This is a genomic window from Enterobacter sp. ECC-019 (assembly GCF_043974075.1).
GTDB lineage: Bacteria > Pseudomonadota > Gammaproteobacteria > Enterobacterales > Enterobacteriaceae > Enterobacter > Enterobacter asburiae_D.
On record NZ_CP143759.1, the window covers coordinates 914785 to 928736 of the forward strand.

The following is a 13952-nucleotide window of genomic DNA, read 5'->3' on the forward strand; positions in this document are numbered from 1 at the left end:
GCGTTTGCCCGGCCTACGGGGTTTCGTAGGCCCGGTAAGCGAAGCGCCACCGGGCGACTAAACGCACCTTACTTCTTCACCTGCGCCTTAAACTTTTTCATCCACACCAGCAGTTCAAACACCCCGAAAATAAACACGCGCAGCTGCTGCCAGCCCGTCATCTGCGGGCCGTCTTTCGGCAGGCCGTTTTTCAGCATCACCATCTGCAGGGCGTGCATAAACGACGTGAAAATCAGCGCCACGTTAACGAAAATGTTCATCGGGCGCGGGAACGGGTGCACCAGATTCAGAATCAAGAACGCCCAGACGCCCAGCATCAGCAAACGTCCCAGGTTAATCAGTACCGGCATCGGATCCTCCTTGTGCCTGACGGTGATACAGACGATAAGCAACCTGACCCGCGACTTTTTCGCGGTGCAGATCCCAGTGAGTGGGAACCGGCGGCAAACCGTTTTCCACTTCGCTTTCAACGTAAATAAGTGCGCCATCCGCCAGCCAGCCGTTTTGCTCCAGCAGGGATAACGTCTCCTCCAGCAGCCCCTTGCGGAACGGCGGGTCGACAAACACCACGTTATGCGGCGTGCCTTTCTGCGCAAGAAAACTCAGCGTGTTGGTGTTCACGACTTTGGCGTTGCTCGCCTTCAGCGTCGCCAGGTTTTGCTGCAGCGTCTGCGCCACGCCGCGCTCCATCTCCAGCAGCGTGGCGCTGGCAGCATAGCGCGACAGCGCTTCCAGCCCGAGCGCGCCGCTTCCGGCGAAGCAGTCCAGGCAGTGGGCGTCTACCATTGACGGGGCCAGCCAGTTAAACAGCGTCTCGCGCACGCGGTCGGTAGTGGGGCGTAAACCGGGGCTGTCCGGCACCGGTAATTTCCGGCCTCGCCACTGACCGCCGATAATACGAATTTGACCGGCCGGGGCGCGGTTGGGTTTCTTCATCTCAGGAAAGCTCTGTTAACAATTGGCCTGCGATTGCGGGCGGTGATGTCAATTAAGTAAAGTGTTAGACTATTTCATCATTTTTTTAGCTTCCATGTATATAGCGCCGCGAGGAGTGTAGTCGCAGATGGCAAAACAAAAAAAACGTGGCTTCTTTTCCTGGCTGGGCTTCGGTGAAAAAGAGCAAGAAACAGAACAGAAAACCGAAGAGCAACAAGCCGTTGAAGAGCAGTCACAGCCTGAAACGCCTGTAGAAACCACCGCGGTAGTCGAAGCGGAAGAAACGGCGCACAGCAAAGAAGAGATTGAATCCTTTGCTGAAGAGGTGGTTGAGGTCACTGAGCAGGTTCAGGAGAGCGAGAAGCCAGAGCCGGTTGTCATCGACGCCGTTGCCGAAGCGCCGCAGGCTGTAATCGAGCACGAAGAGCTGCCGCTGCCGGAAGAGGTGAAAGCCGAAGAGGTGTCTGCCGAAGAGTGGCTGGCCGAAGCGGAAACCGTTGAAATCGTTGAGGCGGTCGAAGAAGAAGCGGCACTTGAGCCAGAACTGACCGACGAAGAGCTGGAAGCCCAGGCGCTGGCGGCGGAAGCCGCGGAAGAGGCGGTCATCGTCGTGCCGGTGGAAGAACAGCCGGAAGAAGAGATCGTTCAGGAGCAGGAAAAACCGACCAAAGAAGGTTTCTTCGCGCGTCTGAAGCGCAGCCTGCTCAAAACCAAAGAAAACTTAGGTTCCGGATTTATCAGTCTGTTCCGCGGCAAGAAGATCGACGACGATCTCTTTGAAGAACTGGAAGAACAGCTGCTGATTGCGGACGTCGGCGTGGAAACCACCCGTAAGATCATCGCCAATCTGACCGAAGGGGCGAGCCGCAAACAGCTGCGCGACGCCGAAGCGCTGTACGGTCTGCTGAAAGACGAGATGGGCGAAATTCTCGCAAAAGTTGACGAACCGCTTAATATTGAAGGCAAAACGCCATTTGTTATTCTGATGGTTGGCGTAAACGGCGTGGGTAAAACCACCACCATCGGCAAGCTGGCGCGTCAGTTCGAGCAGCAGGGCAAATCGGTGATGCTGGCGGCGGGCGATACCTTCCGTGCGGCAGCGGTTGAGCAACTGCAGGTTTGGGGCCAGCGCAACAACATTCCGGTGATTGCCCAGCATACCGGCGCGGATTCCGCGTCCGTGATCTTTGATGCCATCCAGGCGGCGAAGGCGCGCAACGTGGACGTGCTGATTGCCGATACCGCAGGGCGTTTGCAGAACAAATCGCACCTGATGGAAGAGTTGAAGAAAATCGTCCGCGTCATGAAGAAGCTGGACGAAGACGCACCGCATGAAATTATGCTGACTATCGATGCCAGCACCGGACAGAACGCCATCAGCCAGGCGAAGCTGTTCAATGAAGCGGTAGGACTGACGGGGATCGCGCTGACCAAACTGGACGGCACCGCGAAAGGCGGGGTGATCTTCTCCGTGGCCGACCAGTTCGGCATTCCTATCCGTTACATCGGTGTGGGCGAGCGTATTGAGGATTTGCGTCCGTTTAAGGCGGACGACTTTATTGAGGCATTATTTGCCCGAGAGGACTAACAATGATTCGCTTTGAACATGTCAGCAAGGCCTATCTCGGTGGGAGACAAGCGCTGCAGGGGGTGACATTCCACCTGCAGCCGGGCGAGATGGCATTCCTGACCGGCCATTCCGGCGCGGGGAAAAGTACCCTGCTCAAGCTTATCTGTGGGATCGAGCGGCCAAGCGCCGGGAAAATCTTTTTCGGCGGCCATGAGATCAGCCGCCTGAAAAACCGCGAAGTGCCGTTCCTGCGTCGTCAGATCGGCATGATTTTCCAGGATCACCACCTGCTGATGGATCGCACCGTTTTCGATAACGTGGCCATTCCGCTGATTATTGCCGGCGCCAGCTATGACGATATCCGCCGTCGCGTCTCTGCGGCGCTGGATAAGGTCGGGCTGCTGGACAAAGCGAAGAACTTCCCGATCCAGCTCTCCGGCGGTGAGCAGCAGCGCGTGGGCATCGCCCGCGCGGTGGTGAACAAGCCTGCTGTACTGCTGGCGGATGAACCAACCGGTAACCTGGACGATGCCCTGTCCGAAGGGATTTTGCGTCTGTTTGAGGAATTCAACCGCGTAGGGGTCACGGTATTGATGGCGACGCACGACATCGGGCTCATTTCCCGTCGTTCGTACCGCATGCTGACCCTGAGCGACGGGCATTTGCACGGAGGCCACGGTGAATAAGCGTGATGCAATAAACCAGATTCGGCAGTTCGGGAACCGGTTTGACCGCTTCCGTAAGCCGCAGGGCGGTGGTGACGGCAATCGTAATGCGCCGAAGCGCCAGAAGGCCGCGCCAAAGCCGGCCTCCCGTAAAACCAACGTGTTTAACGAGCAGGTGCGCTACGCGTTCCACGGTGCCCTGCAGGACCTGAAAAGCAAACCGCTGGCGACGTTCCTGACGGTGATGGTGATTGCCATCTCCCTGACGCTGCCAAGCGTCTGCTATATGGTCTATAAAAACGTTAACCAGGCGGCTTCACAGTATTATCCGTCCCCGCAGATCACGGTCTATATGGATAAAGCGCTCGACGATAACGCCGCGGCGCAGGTGGTTGGGCAAATCCAGGCCGAGCAGGGCGTGGAGAAGGTCAACTACCTCTCACGTGAAGACGCGCTGGGCGAGTTCCGTAACTGGTCTGGCTTTGGCGGCGCGCTGGATATGCTCGAAGAGAACCCGCTGCCCGCCGTGGCGGTGGTGATCCCGAAGCTGGATTTCCAGGGGACCGATTCGCTTAACACCCTGCGCGATCGCATCACGCGCATTAAGGGCATTGATGAAGTGCGCATGGATGACAGCTGGTTTGCGCGTCTCTCTGCCCTGACCGGGCTGGTAGGACGCGTCGCGGCGATGATTGGCGTGCTGATGGTGGCGGCGGTCTTCCTCGTCATTGGTAACAGCGTACGCCTGAGCATCTTTGCCCGTCGCGATACCATCAACGTGCAGAAACTGATTGGTGCGACGGATGGCTTCATCCTCAGGCCGTTCCTTTACGGCGGTGCATTGCTCGGTTTTTCCGGCGCATTTCTTTCACTGATATTGTCAGAAATTTTGGTGATGCGGCTTTCGTCTGCCGTGACTGAAGTGGCGCAGGTTTTCGGAACGAAGTTTGATATCAGTGGGTTAGGGTTCGATGAGTGCCTGTTGCTGCTGCTGGTTTGCTCGATGATTGGGTGGGTGGCAGCCTGGCTGGCAACCGTTCAACATTTACGTCACTTTACTCCCGACTAATAAAAGCGTGATATAATCTTTCCCTGCACCGAGATGTTCGCTCTGCAGGGAAAGCGTCCCTGTTTTCGCTCCCCCTGTTATCATTTCCATGTCACATTTTGTGCGTAATTTATTCACTGTTGCACCTGGAACTTGTGGATAAAATCACTGTCTGATAAAAGAGTGAATGCTAATCTCGTTGCTCAAACGCTTTGGCATGGTTGTTGCCTGACGGGGACGACCTGGACCAGAAGAAACATTGAGAGGAATGAATGACCAAAGAAATGCAAACTTTAGCTTTAGCCCCTGTTGGTAACCTGGAATCTTATATCCGGGCTGCGAACACCTGGCCGATGTTAACGGCCGAGGAAGAAAAGGAGCTTGCTGAAAAGCTGCATTACCAGGGCGATCTGGAAGCAGCTAAGACGCTGATCCTGTCTCACCTGCGCTTTGTTGTTCACGTTGCTCGTAATTATGCGGGCTACGGCCTGCCGCAGGCGGACTTGATTCAGGAAGGTAACATCGGTCTGATGAAGGCTGTACGTCGCTTCAACCCGGAAGTGGGTGTGCGACTGGTCTCCTTCGCCGTACACTGGATCAAAGCAGAAATTCACGAATACGTGCTGCGCAACTGGCGTATCGTGAAAGTCGCCACGACAAAAGCGCAGCGCAAACTGTTCTTTAACCTGCGTAAAACCAAGCAGCGTCTGGGCTGGTTCAACCAGGATGAAGTGGAAATGGTGGCGCGCGAGCTGGGCGTAACCAGCAAAGACGTGCGTGAGATGGAATCCCGTATGGCCGCGCAGGACATGACCTTTGATATGTCCTCCGACGACGACGCATCTGACAGCCAGCCGATGGCGCCGGTTCTGTATCTGCAGGATAAAACCTCTAACTTTGCCGACGGCATCGAAGAGGATAACTGGGAAGATCAGGCCGCGAACAAGCTGACCCATGCGATGGAAGGCCTCGACGAACGTAGCCAGGATATTATTCGCGCCCGCTGGCTGGACGAAGACAACAAGTCCACGCTGCAGGAGCTTGCCGACCGCTACGGCGTTTCTGCGGAACGTGTCCGTCAGCTTGAAAAGAACGCCATGAAAAAACTTCGCGCCGCTATCGAAGCGTAATTTTCGCGAAGTACACCGAGAACCCCTGGATGAGAGTCTGGGGGTTTTGTTTTTTTAGCGCCCGCTCTGGCGAATTCCCTCCCCCTGGCAAACACTTACTGATGCGCTAAGCAGGCGACTTTCTCAGGGGGACAGGGTGAAAAATAACGAACTGAACGACCGGCGTTTACAGGCGACGCCGCGCGGCGTCGGCGTGATGTGTAACTTCTATGCCGATAAAGCTGAAAACGCCACGGTGTGGGACGTGGAAGACAACGAGTACATCGACTTCGCCGCCGGGATCGCGGTGCTGAATACTGGCCATCGCCATCCAAAAGTCATTTCCGCGATTGAAAAACAGCTCCACGCGTTTACCCATACGGCGTACCAGATTGTGCCGTACGAAAGCTATGTCGCGCTTGCCGAGCGCATCAACCAGCGCGTGCCCGTTGACGGTCCGGCCAAAACCGCGTTCTTCTCCACGGGGGCAGAGGCGGTCGAAAACGCGGTCAAAATAGCGCGGGCGTACACCAGGCGTCCCGGCCTTATCACCTTCGGCGGCGCGTTCCACGGCCGCACCTTTATGACCATGGCGCTGACCGGCAAAGTTGCGCCGTATAAGCTCGGCTTTGGCCCGTTCCCCGGTTCGGTTTATCACGCGCAGTATCCGAATGAACTGCACGGCGTCAGCACGGCGGAAGCGTTGAAAAGCCTGGAACGCATCTTTAAGGCGGATATCGCACCCGACCAGGTCGCGGCCATTATTCTCGAACCGGTTCAGGGAGAGGGCGGTTTCAACATTGCGCCTGCCGATTTTATGCAGGCCCTGCGCGCCCTGTGCGACACCCACGGTATTTTGCTCATTGCCGACGAGGTGCAAAGCGGCTTTGCCCGTACCGGCAAGCTGTTCTCGATGGAACACCACTGCGTGAAGCCCGATCTGATCACCATGGCGAAAAGCCTGGCTGGCGGAATGCCGCTCTCAGCGGTTTCTGGCCGTGCGGAGGTGATGGACGCACCCGCGCCGGGCGGGCTGGGCGGTACCTACGCCGGGAACCCGCTGGCGATTGCGGCGGCGCTTGCCGTGCTCGACGTGATTGATGAAGAGGATCTTTGCACGCGCTCGGCGCATCTTGGCCATCACCTGGTGGAAGTGCTGAACAAAGCGAAGGAACACTGCCCGTATATCGCTGACATTCGCGCGCAGGGCTCGATGGTGGCGGTGGAGTTTAACGACCCGCAAACGGGTCAGCCTTCGCCGGAATTTACCCGCCAGGTGCAGGAGCGCGCGTTGCAGGAAGGGCTGCTTCTTCTGAGCTGCGGCGTCTACGGCAACGTCATTCGTTTCCTGTATCCGCTGACTATCCCTGAAGTGCAGTTCCGTAAAGCGCTGGACATTATCTCCGCGTCGCTGACACGTTAAAGCCACACGCCCGGCGAAAATCCCAGCCGGGCCTGGCATATATTCATTTCAAATTAGCTATTCCAAAATCATAAAAATCGGGTATGTTTTAGCAGAGTATGCTGAAAAAGCGCGGACAGCACACCTATAACTGACATAAAGCGCTGCACAACAACATCACAACAATCGTAATAACCATAATAATGGGGAATATCAGGATGAACATGAAGGGTAAAGCGTTACTGGCAGGATGTATCGCGTTGGCATTCAGCACCATGGCACAGGCAGACATCAAGGTGGCTGTGGTTGGCGCAATGTCCGGTCCGGTAGCACAGTACGGCGACCAGGAATTTACCGGCGCTGAGCAGGCGGTTGCAGACATTAATGCCAAGGGCGGTATCAAGGGCGAAAAACTGCAGATCGTAAAATATGATGATGCCTGTGACCCGAAACAAGCGGTCGCGGTCGCGAACAAAGTGGTGAACGACGGGATCAAATACGTTATCGGTCACCTGTGCTCTTCCTCTACTCAGCCTGCGTCTGACATCTACGAAGACGAAGGTATTCTGATGATCACCCCGGCAGCGACCGCACCAGAGCTGACCGCGCGCGGCTACAAGCTGACTCTGCGCACCACCGGCCTGGACTCTGACCAGGGCCCAACCGCAGCGAAATACATCGTTGAAAAAGTGAAGCCGAAGCGCATTGCCATCGTTCATGACAAGCAGCAGTATGGTGAAGGTCTGGCGCGTTCAGTGCAGGACAACCTCAAGAAAGCGAATGCCGACGTGGTGTTCTTCGACGGGATCACCGCCGGTGAGAAAGACTTCTCCACCCTGGTGGCGCGTCTGAAGAAAGAGAATATTGATTTCGTTTACTACGGTGGCTACCACCCGGAAATGGGCCAGATCCTGCGCCAGGCGCGCGCTGCGGGCCTGAAAACCCAGTTTATGGGCCCGGAAGGCGTGGCGAACGTGTCCCTGTCTAACATTGCGGGTGAATCAGCCGAAGGCCTGCTGGTGACCAAACCGAAGAACTACGACCAGGTGCCAGCGAACAAACCTATCGTGGATGCCATTAAGGCGAAGAAACAGGATCCAAGCGGGGCGTTCGTCTGGACCACCTACGCGGCTCTGCAGTCTCTGCAGGCGGGCCTGAATCAGTCAGCCGATCCGGCTGAGATTGCCACCTGGCTGAAAGCGAACACGGTCCAGACCGTCATGGGACCACTTTCCTGGGACGCGAAGGGCGACCTGAAGGGCTTCGAGTTCGGCGTGTTTGACTGGCATGCTAACGGGACTGCTACTGACGCCAAATAATACCCTGGGAAAATGCGGCAGATAATGTAGGCCGGGTAAGGCGCAGCCGCCACCCGGCTTTCTTTTAGCGCTTCTCCCACCCGCTCTCCTGCGCCGTAAACCCTAACGCCTGCATAAATGCCGCCATCACGCTGCGGTCTTCCACGCCCACGTCGGCCATCCACCAGGAGGTCACGCTCGGGTTTTCACGTATGACTTCTTCAATTAAATACTGCCCCACACCGCGACGACGGGTGACGTCACGTACGCGCAGAGAGTCCAGCGCCCCTTCTGTACCGCTCAGGGTTACGCGAACCGCAGCCAGCAGGCGCTCGTTAAAACGGGCGGCATAAATACGGTGGGTCTCATCAACGCGCAGCGACGAAGGGGAATATTCCGGCCAGATCTTGCCCAGGTCGATATGATCCTGGTCGCTAAAGGTCACCAGACGCACGATAGTCAGTTTCATTAGCTACTTGTCCAAATCAGATTGAGTTGGGGCAGTGTACTCAATTTATTCCCTCAGCGGCTTCCTCTTTTTATTCTCATTAACCAGGTGATTAGTTTTTTGGCAACGCGATGGGCAGTTTGAAAACACATGGATCGAAAAATAAGCAGAATTTTAACCTGAATGGTAGTGATTTATTCGGCGCTTTGTACCGTTATTTTATGCTGCAAACTGCACTTTTATTTGTTTATCTCTGCCTGATTTCAGAATATTATCTTTGCTTAATCGCCTGAAAAATAGAGATTTTAGTCTGGTTTTTGACAAAAACCTGCGCTAAACCATTAAAGGCACTGGTAAAAATAGCGTTGTTCATTAAAAGTACAGAATGCTTTTTAACCATAATAAAACAAAATATAAACACGACATCACGAATGGGGATTCAGAGATGAAAAGGAACGCGAAGACGTTAATCGCGGGGATGGTCGCACTGTCGATCTCGCATGCCGCTATGGCGGAGGATATTAAAGTTGCGGTAGTGGGTGCGATGTCCGGCCCTGTTGCCCAGTGGGGTGACATGGAGTTCAACGGCGCGCGCCAGGCCATTAAAGACATCAACGCCAAGGGCGGCGTTAAGGGCGACAAGCTGGTGGGCGTGGAATATGACGACGCCTGCGATCCGAAACAGGCCGTTGCGGTCGCCAACAAAATCGTCAACGACGGTATTCAGTATGTGATCGGCCACCTGTGCTCTTCCTCCACGCAGCCTGCGTCTGATATCTACGAAGACGAAGGCATTCTGATGATCACCCCAGGCGCAACGAACCCTGAGCTGACCCAGCGCGGCTATCAGCACATCATGCGTACCGCCGGTCTGGACTCCTCGCAGGGTCCCACCGCCGCCAAATACATCCTCGAGACCGTTAAGCCACAGCGCATTGCTATTATTCATGACAAACAGCAGTACGGCGAAGGCCTGGCGCGCTCCGTGCAGGACGGCCTGAAAAAAGGCGGCGCGAACATCGTCTTCTTCGACGGCATTACCGCCGGTGAGAAAGACTTCTCCGCGCTGATCGCCCGTCTGCAAAAAGAGAATATCGACTTCGTTTACTACGGCGGCTACTACCCGGAGATGGGTCAGATGCTGCGTCAGGCGCGCGCCACCGGTCTGAAAACCCAGTTTATGGGGCCAGAGGGCGTGGGCAATGCCTCACTGTCAAACATCGCGGGCGATTCTGCTGAAGGCATGCTGGTGACGATGCCAAAACGCTATGACCAGGATCCGGCCAACAAGGCTATCGTGGATGCGCTCAAGGCGCAGAAGAAAGATCCAAGTGGTCCGTACGTCTGGATCACCTATGCAGCCATACAGTCTCTGGCCACCGCGCTGGATCGCTCCGGCAGCAAAGAACCGCTGGATCTGGTGAAAGATTTAAAAGCACACGGGGCGAACACCGTGATTGGGCCGCTGAACTGGGATGAGAAAGGCGATCTGAAGGGATTTGAGTTTGGTGTCTTTAAGTGGCACGCCGACGGTTCGTCCTCGGCCGCCAAATAATTATCCCACCGCCCGGCATGACGGGCGGGTATAAAAAGGTTTGCATATGTCCGAGCAGTTTCTCTATTTCCTGCAGCAGATGTTTAACGGCGTTACGCTGGGAAGCACCTACGCGCTGATCGCCATCGGCTATACGATGGTTTACGGCATTATCGGCATGATCAACTTCGCCCACGGCGAGGTGTACATGATCGGTAGCTACGTCTCTTTCATGATTATCGCCGCCCTGATGATGATGGGCATCGACAGCAGCTGGCTGCTGGTCGCCGCCGGGTTTGTCGGCGCGATTGTGATAGCCAGCGCCTACGGCTGGAGCATCGAGCGCGTGGCCTACCGGCCGGTGCGCAGCTCCAAGCGCCTGATTGCGCTGATCTCCGCGATCGGGATGTCGATCTTCCTGCAAAACTACGTCAGCCTGACCGAAGGCTCGCGCGACGTGGCGCTGCCAAGCCTGTTTAACGGACAGTGGGTTGTGGGGGCCAGCGAAAACTTCGCGGCCACTATCACCACCATGCAGCTGGTTATCTGGGTGGTGACCTTTATTGCGATGCTCGCCCTGACGCTGTTCATCCGCTACTCGCGTATGGGACGCGCCTGCCGCGCCTGCGCAGAAGACCTGAAGATGGCGAGTCTCCTCGGCATCAACACCGACCGCGTAATTGCCCTGACCTTCGTGATTGGCGCAGCGATGGCGGCGGTGGCGGGTGTCCTGCTCGGTCAGTTCTACGGCGTGATCAACCCGTACATCGGCTTTATGGCCGGGATGAAAGCCTTCACCGCGGCGGTTCTGGGCGGTATCGGCAGTATTCCGGGCGCGATGATCGGTGGACTGATCCTGGGCGTGGCGGAAGCGCTCTCCTCGGCGTACCTGAGCACGGAATATAAAGACGTGGTGTCGTTTGCCCTGCTGATTCTGGTTCTGCTGGTGATGCCTACCGGTATTCTGGGCCGTCCGGAGGTAGAGAAAGTATGAAACCGATGCATTTTGCAATGGCGCTACTCTCTGCCGCCATGTTCTTCGTGCTGGCGGGCGTCTTTATGGGCGTCCAGTTAGGTCTGGACGGCACGAAGCTGGTGGTGGATACCGCCCCCGACATCCGCTGGCAGTGGGTGTTTATCGGCACGGCCGTGGTGTTCCTGTTCCAGCTGCTGCGTCCGCTGTTCCAGAAGACGCTGAAAAACGTCTCCGGGCCGAAATTCGTCCTGCCGGCAATCGACGGCTCTACCGTTAAGCAGAAGCTGTTCCTCGTGGCGCTGCTGGTGGCCGCCGTGGCGTGGCCGTTTGTGGTGTCTCGCGGCACCGTGGATATCGCTACTCTGACCATGATCTACGTGATTCTCGGTCTCGGTCTGAACGTGGTGGTAGGGCTCTCTGGGCTGCTGGTGCTGGGCTACGGCGGCTTCTACGCCATCGGCGCCTACACCTTCGCGCTGCTGAACCACTATTACGGTCTCGGCTTCTGGACCTGCCTGCCGCTGGCGGGGCTGGTCTCTGCTGCGGCAGGCTTCCTGCTTGGCTTCCCTGTACTGCGCCTGCGCGGTGACTACCTGGCGATTGTGACCTTAGGCTTCGGCGAAATCGTCCGCATCCTGCTGCTTAACAACACCGAAGTGACCGGCGGCCCGAACGGCATCAGCCAGATCCCGAAACCGACCTTCTTCGGCCTGGAGTTCAGCCGTACTGCCCGCGAAGGCGGCTGGGATACCTTCAGCAACTTCTTTGGCATTAAATACGACCCGTCCGACCGCGTGATCTGGCTCTATCTGGTGGCGCTGCTGCTGGTGGTGATTACCCTGTTCGTGATTAACCGTCTGCTGCGCATGCCGCTGGGCCGCGCGTGGGAAGCGCTGCGTGAAGATGAGATCGCCTGTCGCTCCCTGGGCCTGAACCCGACCCGCATCAAGCTGACCGCGTTCACCATCAGCGCCGCGTTTGCTGGTTTCGCCGGAACGCTGTTTGCCGCGCGTCAGGGCTTCGTCAGCCCGGAATCGTTCACCTTTGCCGAATCCGCCTTCGTGCTGGCGATTGTGGTGCTCGGCGGGATGGGCTCGCAGTTTGCCGTTATCCTCGCGGCCATCCTGCTGGTGGTCTCGCGCGAGCTGATGCGTGACTTTAACGAATACAGCATGCTGATGCTGGGTGGTTTGATGGTGCTGATGATGATCTGGCGTCCGCAGGGTCTGCTGCCGATGACCCGTCCACAGCTGAAGCTGAAGAACGGGCAAGCGAAAGGAGAGCAGGCATGAGTCAGCCATTATTATCCGTTAACGGTCTGATGATGCGTTTTGGCGGCCTGCTGGCGGTTAACAACGTGAATCTGGATCTGCACAAGAAAGAGATTGTCTCCCTGATTGGCCCGAACGGCGCGGGAAAGACCACGGTCTTCAACTGTCTGACCGGCTTCTACAAGCCGACGGGCGGCACCATCATGCTGCGCGACCAGCACCTGGAAGGGCTGCCGGGCCAGCAGATCGCCCGCATGGGCGTGGTGCGTACCTTCCAGCACGTACGTCTGTTCCGCGAGATGACGGTGATTGAGAACCTGCTGGTGGCACAGCATCAGCAGCTGAAAACCGGGCTGTTCTCCGGCCTGCTGAAAACCCCGGCCTTCCGCCGCGCGCAGGATGAAGCGCTCGACCGCGCCGCCACCTGGCTCGACCGAATTGGCCTGCTGCAGCACGCCAACCGTCAGGCGAGCAACCTCGCGTACGGCGATCAGCGTCGCCTGGAGATTGTGCGCTGCATGGTGACGCAGCCGGAAATCCTGATGCTCGACGAACCGGCGGCAGGACTCAACCCGAAAGAGACCAAAGAGCTGGACGAGCTGATTGCCGAGCTGCGCGATAGTCACGACACCACCATCCTGCTGATTGAGCATGACATGAAGCTGGTGATGGGCATTTCGGACCGTATCTACGTGGTAAACCAGGGCACGCCGCTGGCGAACGGCACGCCGGAAGAGATCCGCAACAACCCGGACGTGATCCGCGCATACCTGGGTGAGGCATAAGATGGAAAAAGCGATGTTAACGTTTGACAAGGTCAACGCGCACTACGGCAAGATCCAGGCGCTGCACGACGTCAGCCTGCACATCAATCAGGGCGAAATCGTCACCCTGATTGGCGCCAACGGCGCGGGTAAAACCACGCTGCTCGGCACCCTGTGCGGTGACCCGCGCGCCACCAGCGGGCGGATTGTGTTCGATGGTAAAGACATTACCGACTGGCAGACCGCCAGAATCATGCGCGAGGCGGTGGCGATTGTCCCGGAAGGGCGTCGCGTGTTTTCCCGCATGACGGTGGAAGAGAACCTGGCGATGGGCGGGTTCTTCGCTCACCGCGATGAATACCAGACCCGAATTAAGTGGGTATATGAACTCTTCCCGCGCCTGTGGGAGCGCCGCATCCAGCGTGCGGGCACCATGTCCGGCGGTGAGCAGCAGATGCTGGCGATTGGCCGCGCGCTGATGAGCCAGCCGCGCCTACTGTTGCTGGACGAACCGTCGCTCGGTCTGGCGCCGATCATCATTCAGCAGATCTTCGACACCATCGAACAGCTGCGTAAAGAGGGGATGACCATCTTCCTCGTCGAGCAGAACGCCAACCAGGCGCTGAAGCTCGCTGACCGTGGCTACGTGCTGGAGAACGGCCGCGTGGTGCTGGAGGATACCGGCGACGCGCTGCTGGCGAACGAAGCGGTGCGGAGCGCTTACCTGGGCGGCTGAGCCGTCTGTATCGCCCGGTGGCGCTGCGCTTACCGGGCCTACGGGATCGACCAGGCCGGGTAAGGCGTAGCCGCCACCCGGCTTTTTTAACCACTACACCCTTTCATACAACCATCATCCCCCTGACGCCTGGCTGTCACTTATCTGTAAACAAACAGTTATTTTTCTGTAATTCGAGCATGTCATGTTACCTCG

General features: G+C 57.1%; 14 protein-coding genes. 11 read left to right on the forward strand and 3 right to left on the reverse strand.

The genetic code is table 11. The annotated features are described in order from the left end of the window. Positions 1 to 68: 68 nt before the first annotated feature. Positions 69 to 350, reverse strand: coding sequence for a DUF1145 family protein (locus tag V1566_RS04230; RefSeq protein ID WP_010436509.1), 282 nt, complete (start codon positions 348 to 350; stop codon positions 69 to 71). Next, on the reverse strand, positions 334 to 936 hold the full coding sequence (rsmD, locus tag V1566_RS04235) for a 16S rRNA (guanine(966)-N(2))-methyltransferase (protein WP_395305154.1): 603 nt from the start codon (positions 934 to 936) through the stop codon (positions 334 to 336). Before rsmD ends, V1566_RS04230 begins: the two co-directional genes overlap by 17 nt. A 127-nt stretch (positions 937 to 1063) precedes the next feature. Here rsmD and ftsY point away from each other — a divergent pair, with 127 nt between their 5' ends. From ftsY to livJ, 6 genes are all read left to right on the forward strand, one after another. Then, a complete protein-coding gene (gene ftsY / locus V1566_RS04240) occupies positions 1064 to 2524 on the forward strand; it encodes a signal recognition particle-docking protein FtsY (RefSeq protein ID WP_395305155.1) in 1461 nt (486 codons plus the stop codon). A gap of 2 nt (positions 2525 to 2526) precedes the next feature. Then, positions 2527 to 3192, forward strand: coding sequence for a cell division ATP-binding protein FtsE (ftsE, locus tag V1566_RS04245; RefSeq protein WP_025758973.1), 666 nt, complete (start codon positions 2527 to 2529; stop codon positions 3190 to 3192). Further along, the gene (gene ftsX / locus V1566_RS04250) at positions 3185 to 4240 is read left to right on the forward strand and encodes a permease-like cell division protein FtsX (protein ID WP_023310017.1); all 1056 of its coding nucleotides are present in this window, start codon (positions 3185 to 3187) and stop codon (positions 4238 to 4240) included. The genes ftsE and ftsX overlap by 8 nt, the downstream gene beginning before the upstream one ends. A gap of 251 nt (positions 4241 to 4491) precedes the next feature. Further along, positions 4492 to 5349 (forward strand): RNA polymerase sigma factor RpoH, encoded by an 858-nt coding sequence (gene rpoH, locus V1566_RS04255; protein ID WP_024906692.1) that lies wholly within the window; start codon positions 4492 to 4494, stop codon positions 5347 to 5349. A gap of 136 nt (positions 5350 to 5485) precedes the next feature. Next, positions 5486 to 6751: a 4-aminobutyrate--2-oxoglutarate transaminase gene (locus tag V1566_RS04260; RefSeq protein WP_395305156.1), complete on the forward strand. Its 1266-nt coding sequence runs from the start codon at positions 5486 to 5488 to the stop codon at positions 6749 to 6751. A gap of 197 nt (positions 6752 to 6948) precedes the next feature. Next, entirely contained in the window at positions 6949 to 8049 is a 1101-nt protein-coding gene (livJ, locus tag V1566_RS04265; RefSeq protein ID WP_074147346.1) for a branched chain amino acid ABC transporter substrate-binding protein LivJ, read from the forward strand. A 64-nt stretch (positions 8050 to 8113) separates the two neighbouring features. Here livJ and panM read toward each other — a convergent pair whose 3' ends face one another. Then, positions 8114 to 8497: an aspartate 1-decarboxylase autocleavage activator PanM gene (panM, locus tag V1566_RS04270; RefSeq protein WP_395305157.1), complete on the reverse strand. Its 384-nt coding sequence runs from the start codon at positions 8495 to 8497 to the stop codon at positions 8114 to 8116. A 424-nt stretch (positions 8498 to 8921) separates the two neighbouring features. On the opposite strand from panM, the gene livK reads away from it, so the two are divergent. From livK to livF, 5 genes are read left to right on the forward strand one after another with little or no spacing between them, the layout of a single operon-like run. After that, positions 8922 to 10031, forward strand: coding sequence for a high-affinity branched-chain amino acid ABC transporter substrate-binding protein LivK (gene livK, locus V1566_RS04275; RefSeq protein ID WP_395305158.1), 1110 nt, complete (start codon positions 8922 to 8924; stop codon positions 10029 to 10031). Between the two features lie 46 nt (positions 10032 to 10077). Further along, positions 10078 to 11004, forward strand: a complete 927-nt coding sequence (gene livH, locus V1566_RS04280) for a high-affinity branched-chain amino acid ABC transporter permease LivH (RefSeq protein WP_395305159.1) — start codon at positions 10078 to 10080, stop codon at positions 11002 to 11004. Further along, on the forward strand, positions 11001 to 12278 hold the full coding sequence (gene livM, locus V1566_RS04285) for a branched chain amino acid ABC transporter permease LivM (RefSeq protein ID WP_063145307.1): 1278 nt from the start codon (positions 11001 to 11003) through the stop codon (positions 12276 to 12278). The genes livH and livM overlap by 4 nt, the downstream gene beginning before the upstream one ends. Further along, on the forward strand, positions 12275 to 13042 hold the full coding sequence (livG, locus tag V1566_RS04290; RefSeq protein ID WP_023310024.1) for a high-affinity branched-chain amino acid ABC transporter ATP-binding protein LivG: 768 nt from the start codon (positions 12275 to 12277) through the stop codon (positions 13040 to 13042). The genes livM and livG overlap by 4 nt, the downstream gene beginning before the upstream one ends. A 1-nt stretch (position 13043) precedes the next feature. Beyond that, positions 13044 to 13757 (forward strand): high-affinity branched-chain amino acid ABC transporter ATP-binding protein LivF, encoded by a 714-nt coding sequence (gene livF, locus V1566_RS04295; protein ID WP_008500102.1) that lies wholly within the window; start codon positions 13044 to 13046, stop codon positions 13755 to 13757. Positions 13758 to 13952: the final 195 nt, after the last annotated feature.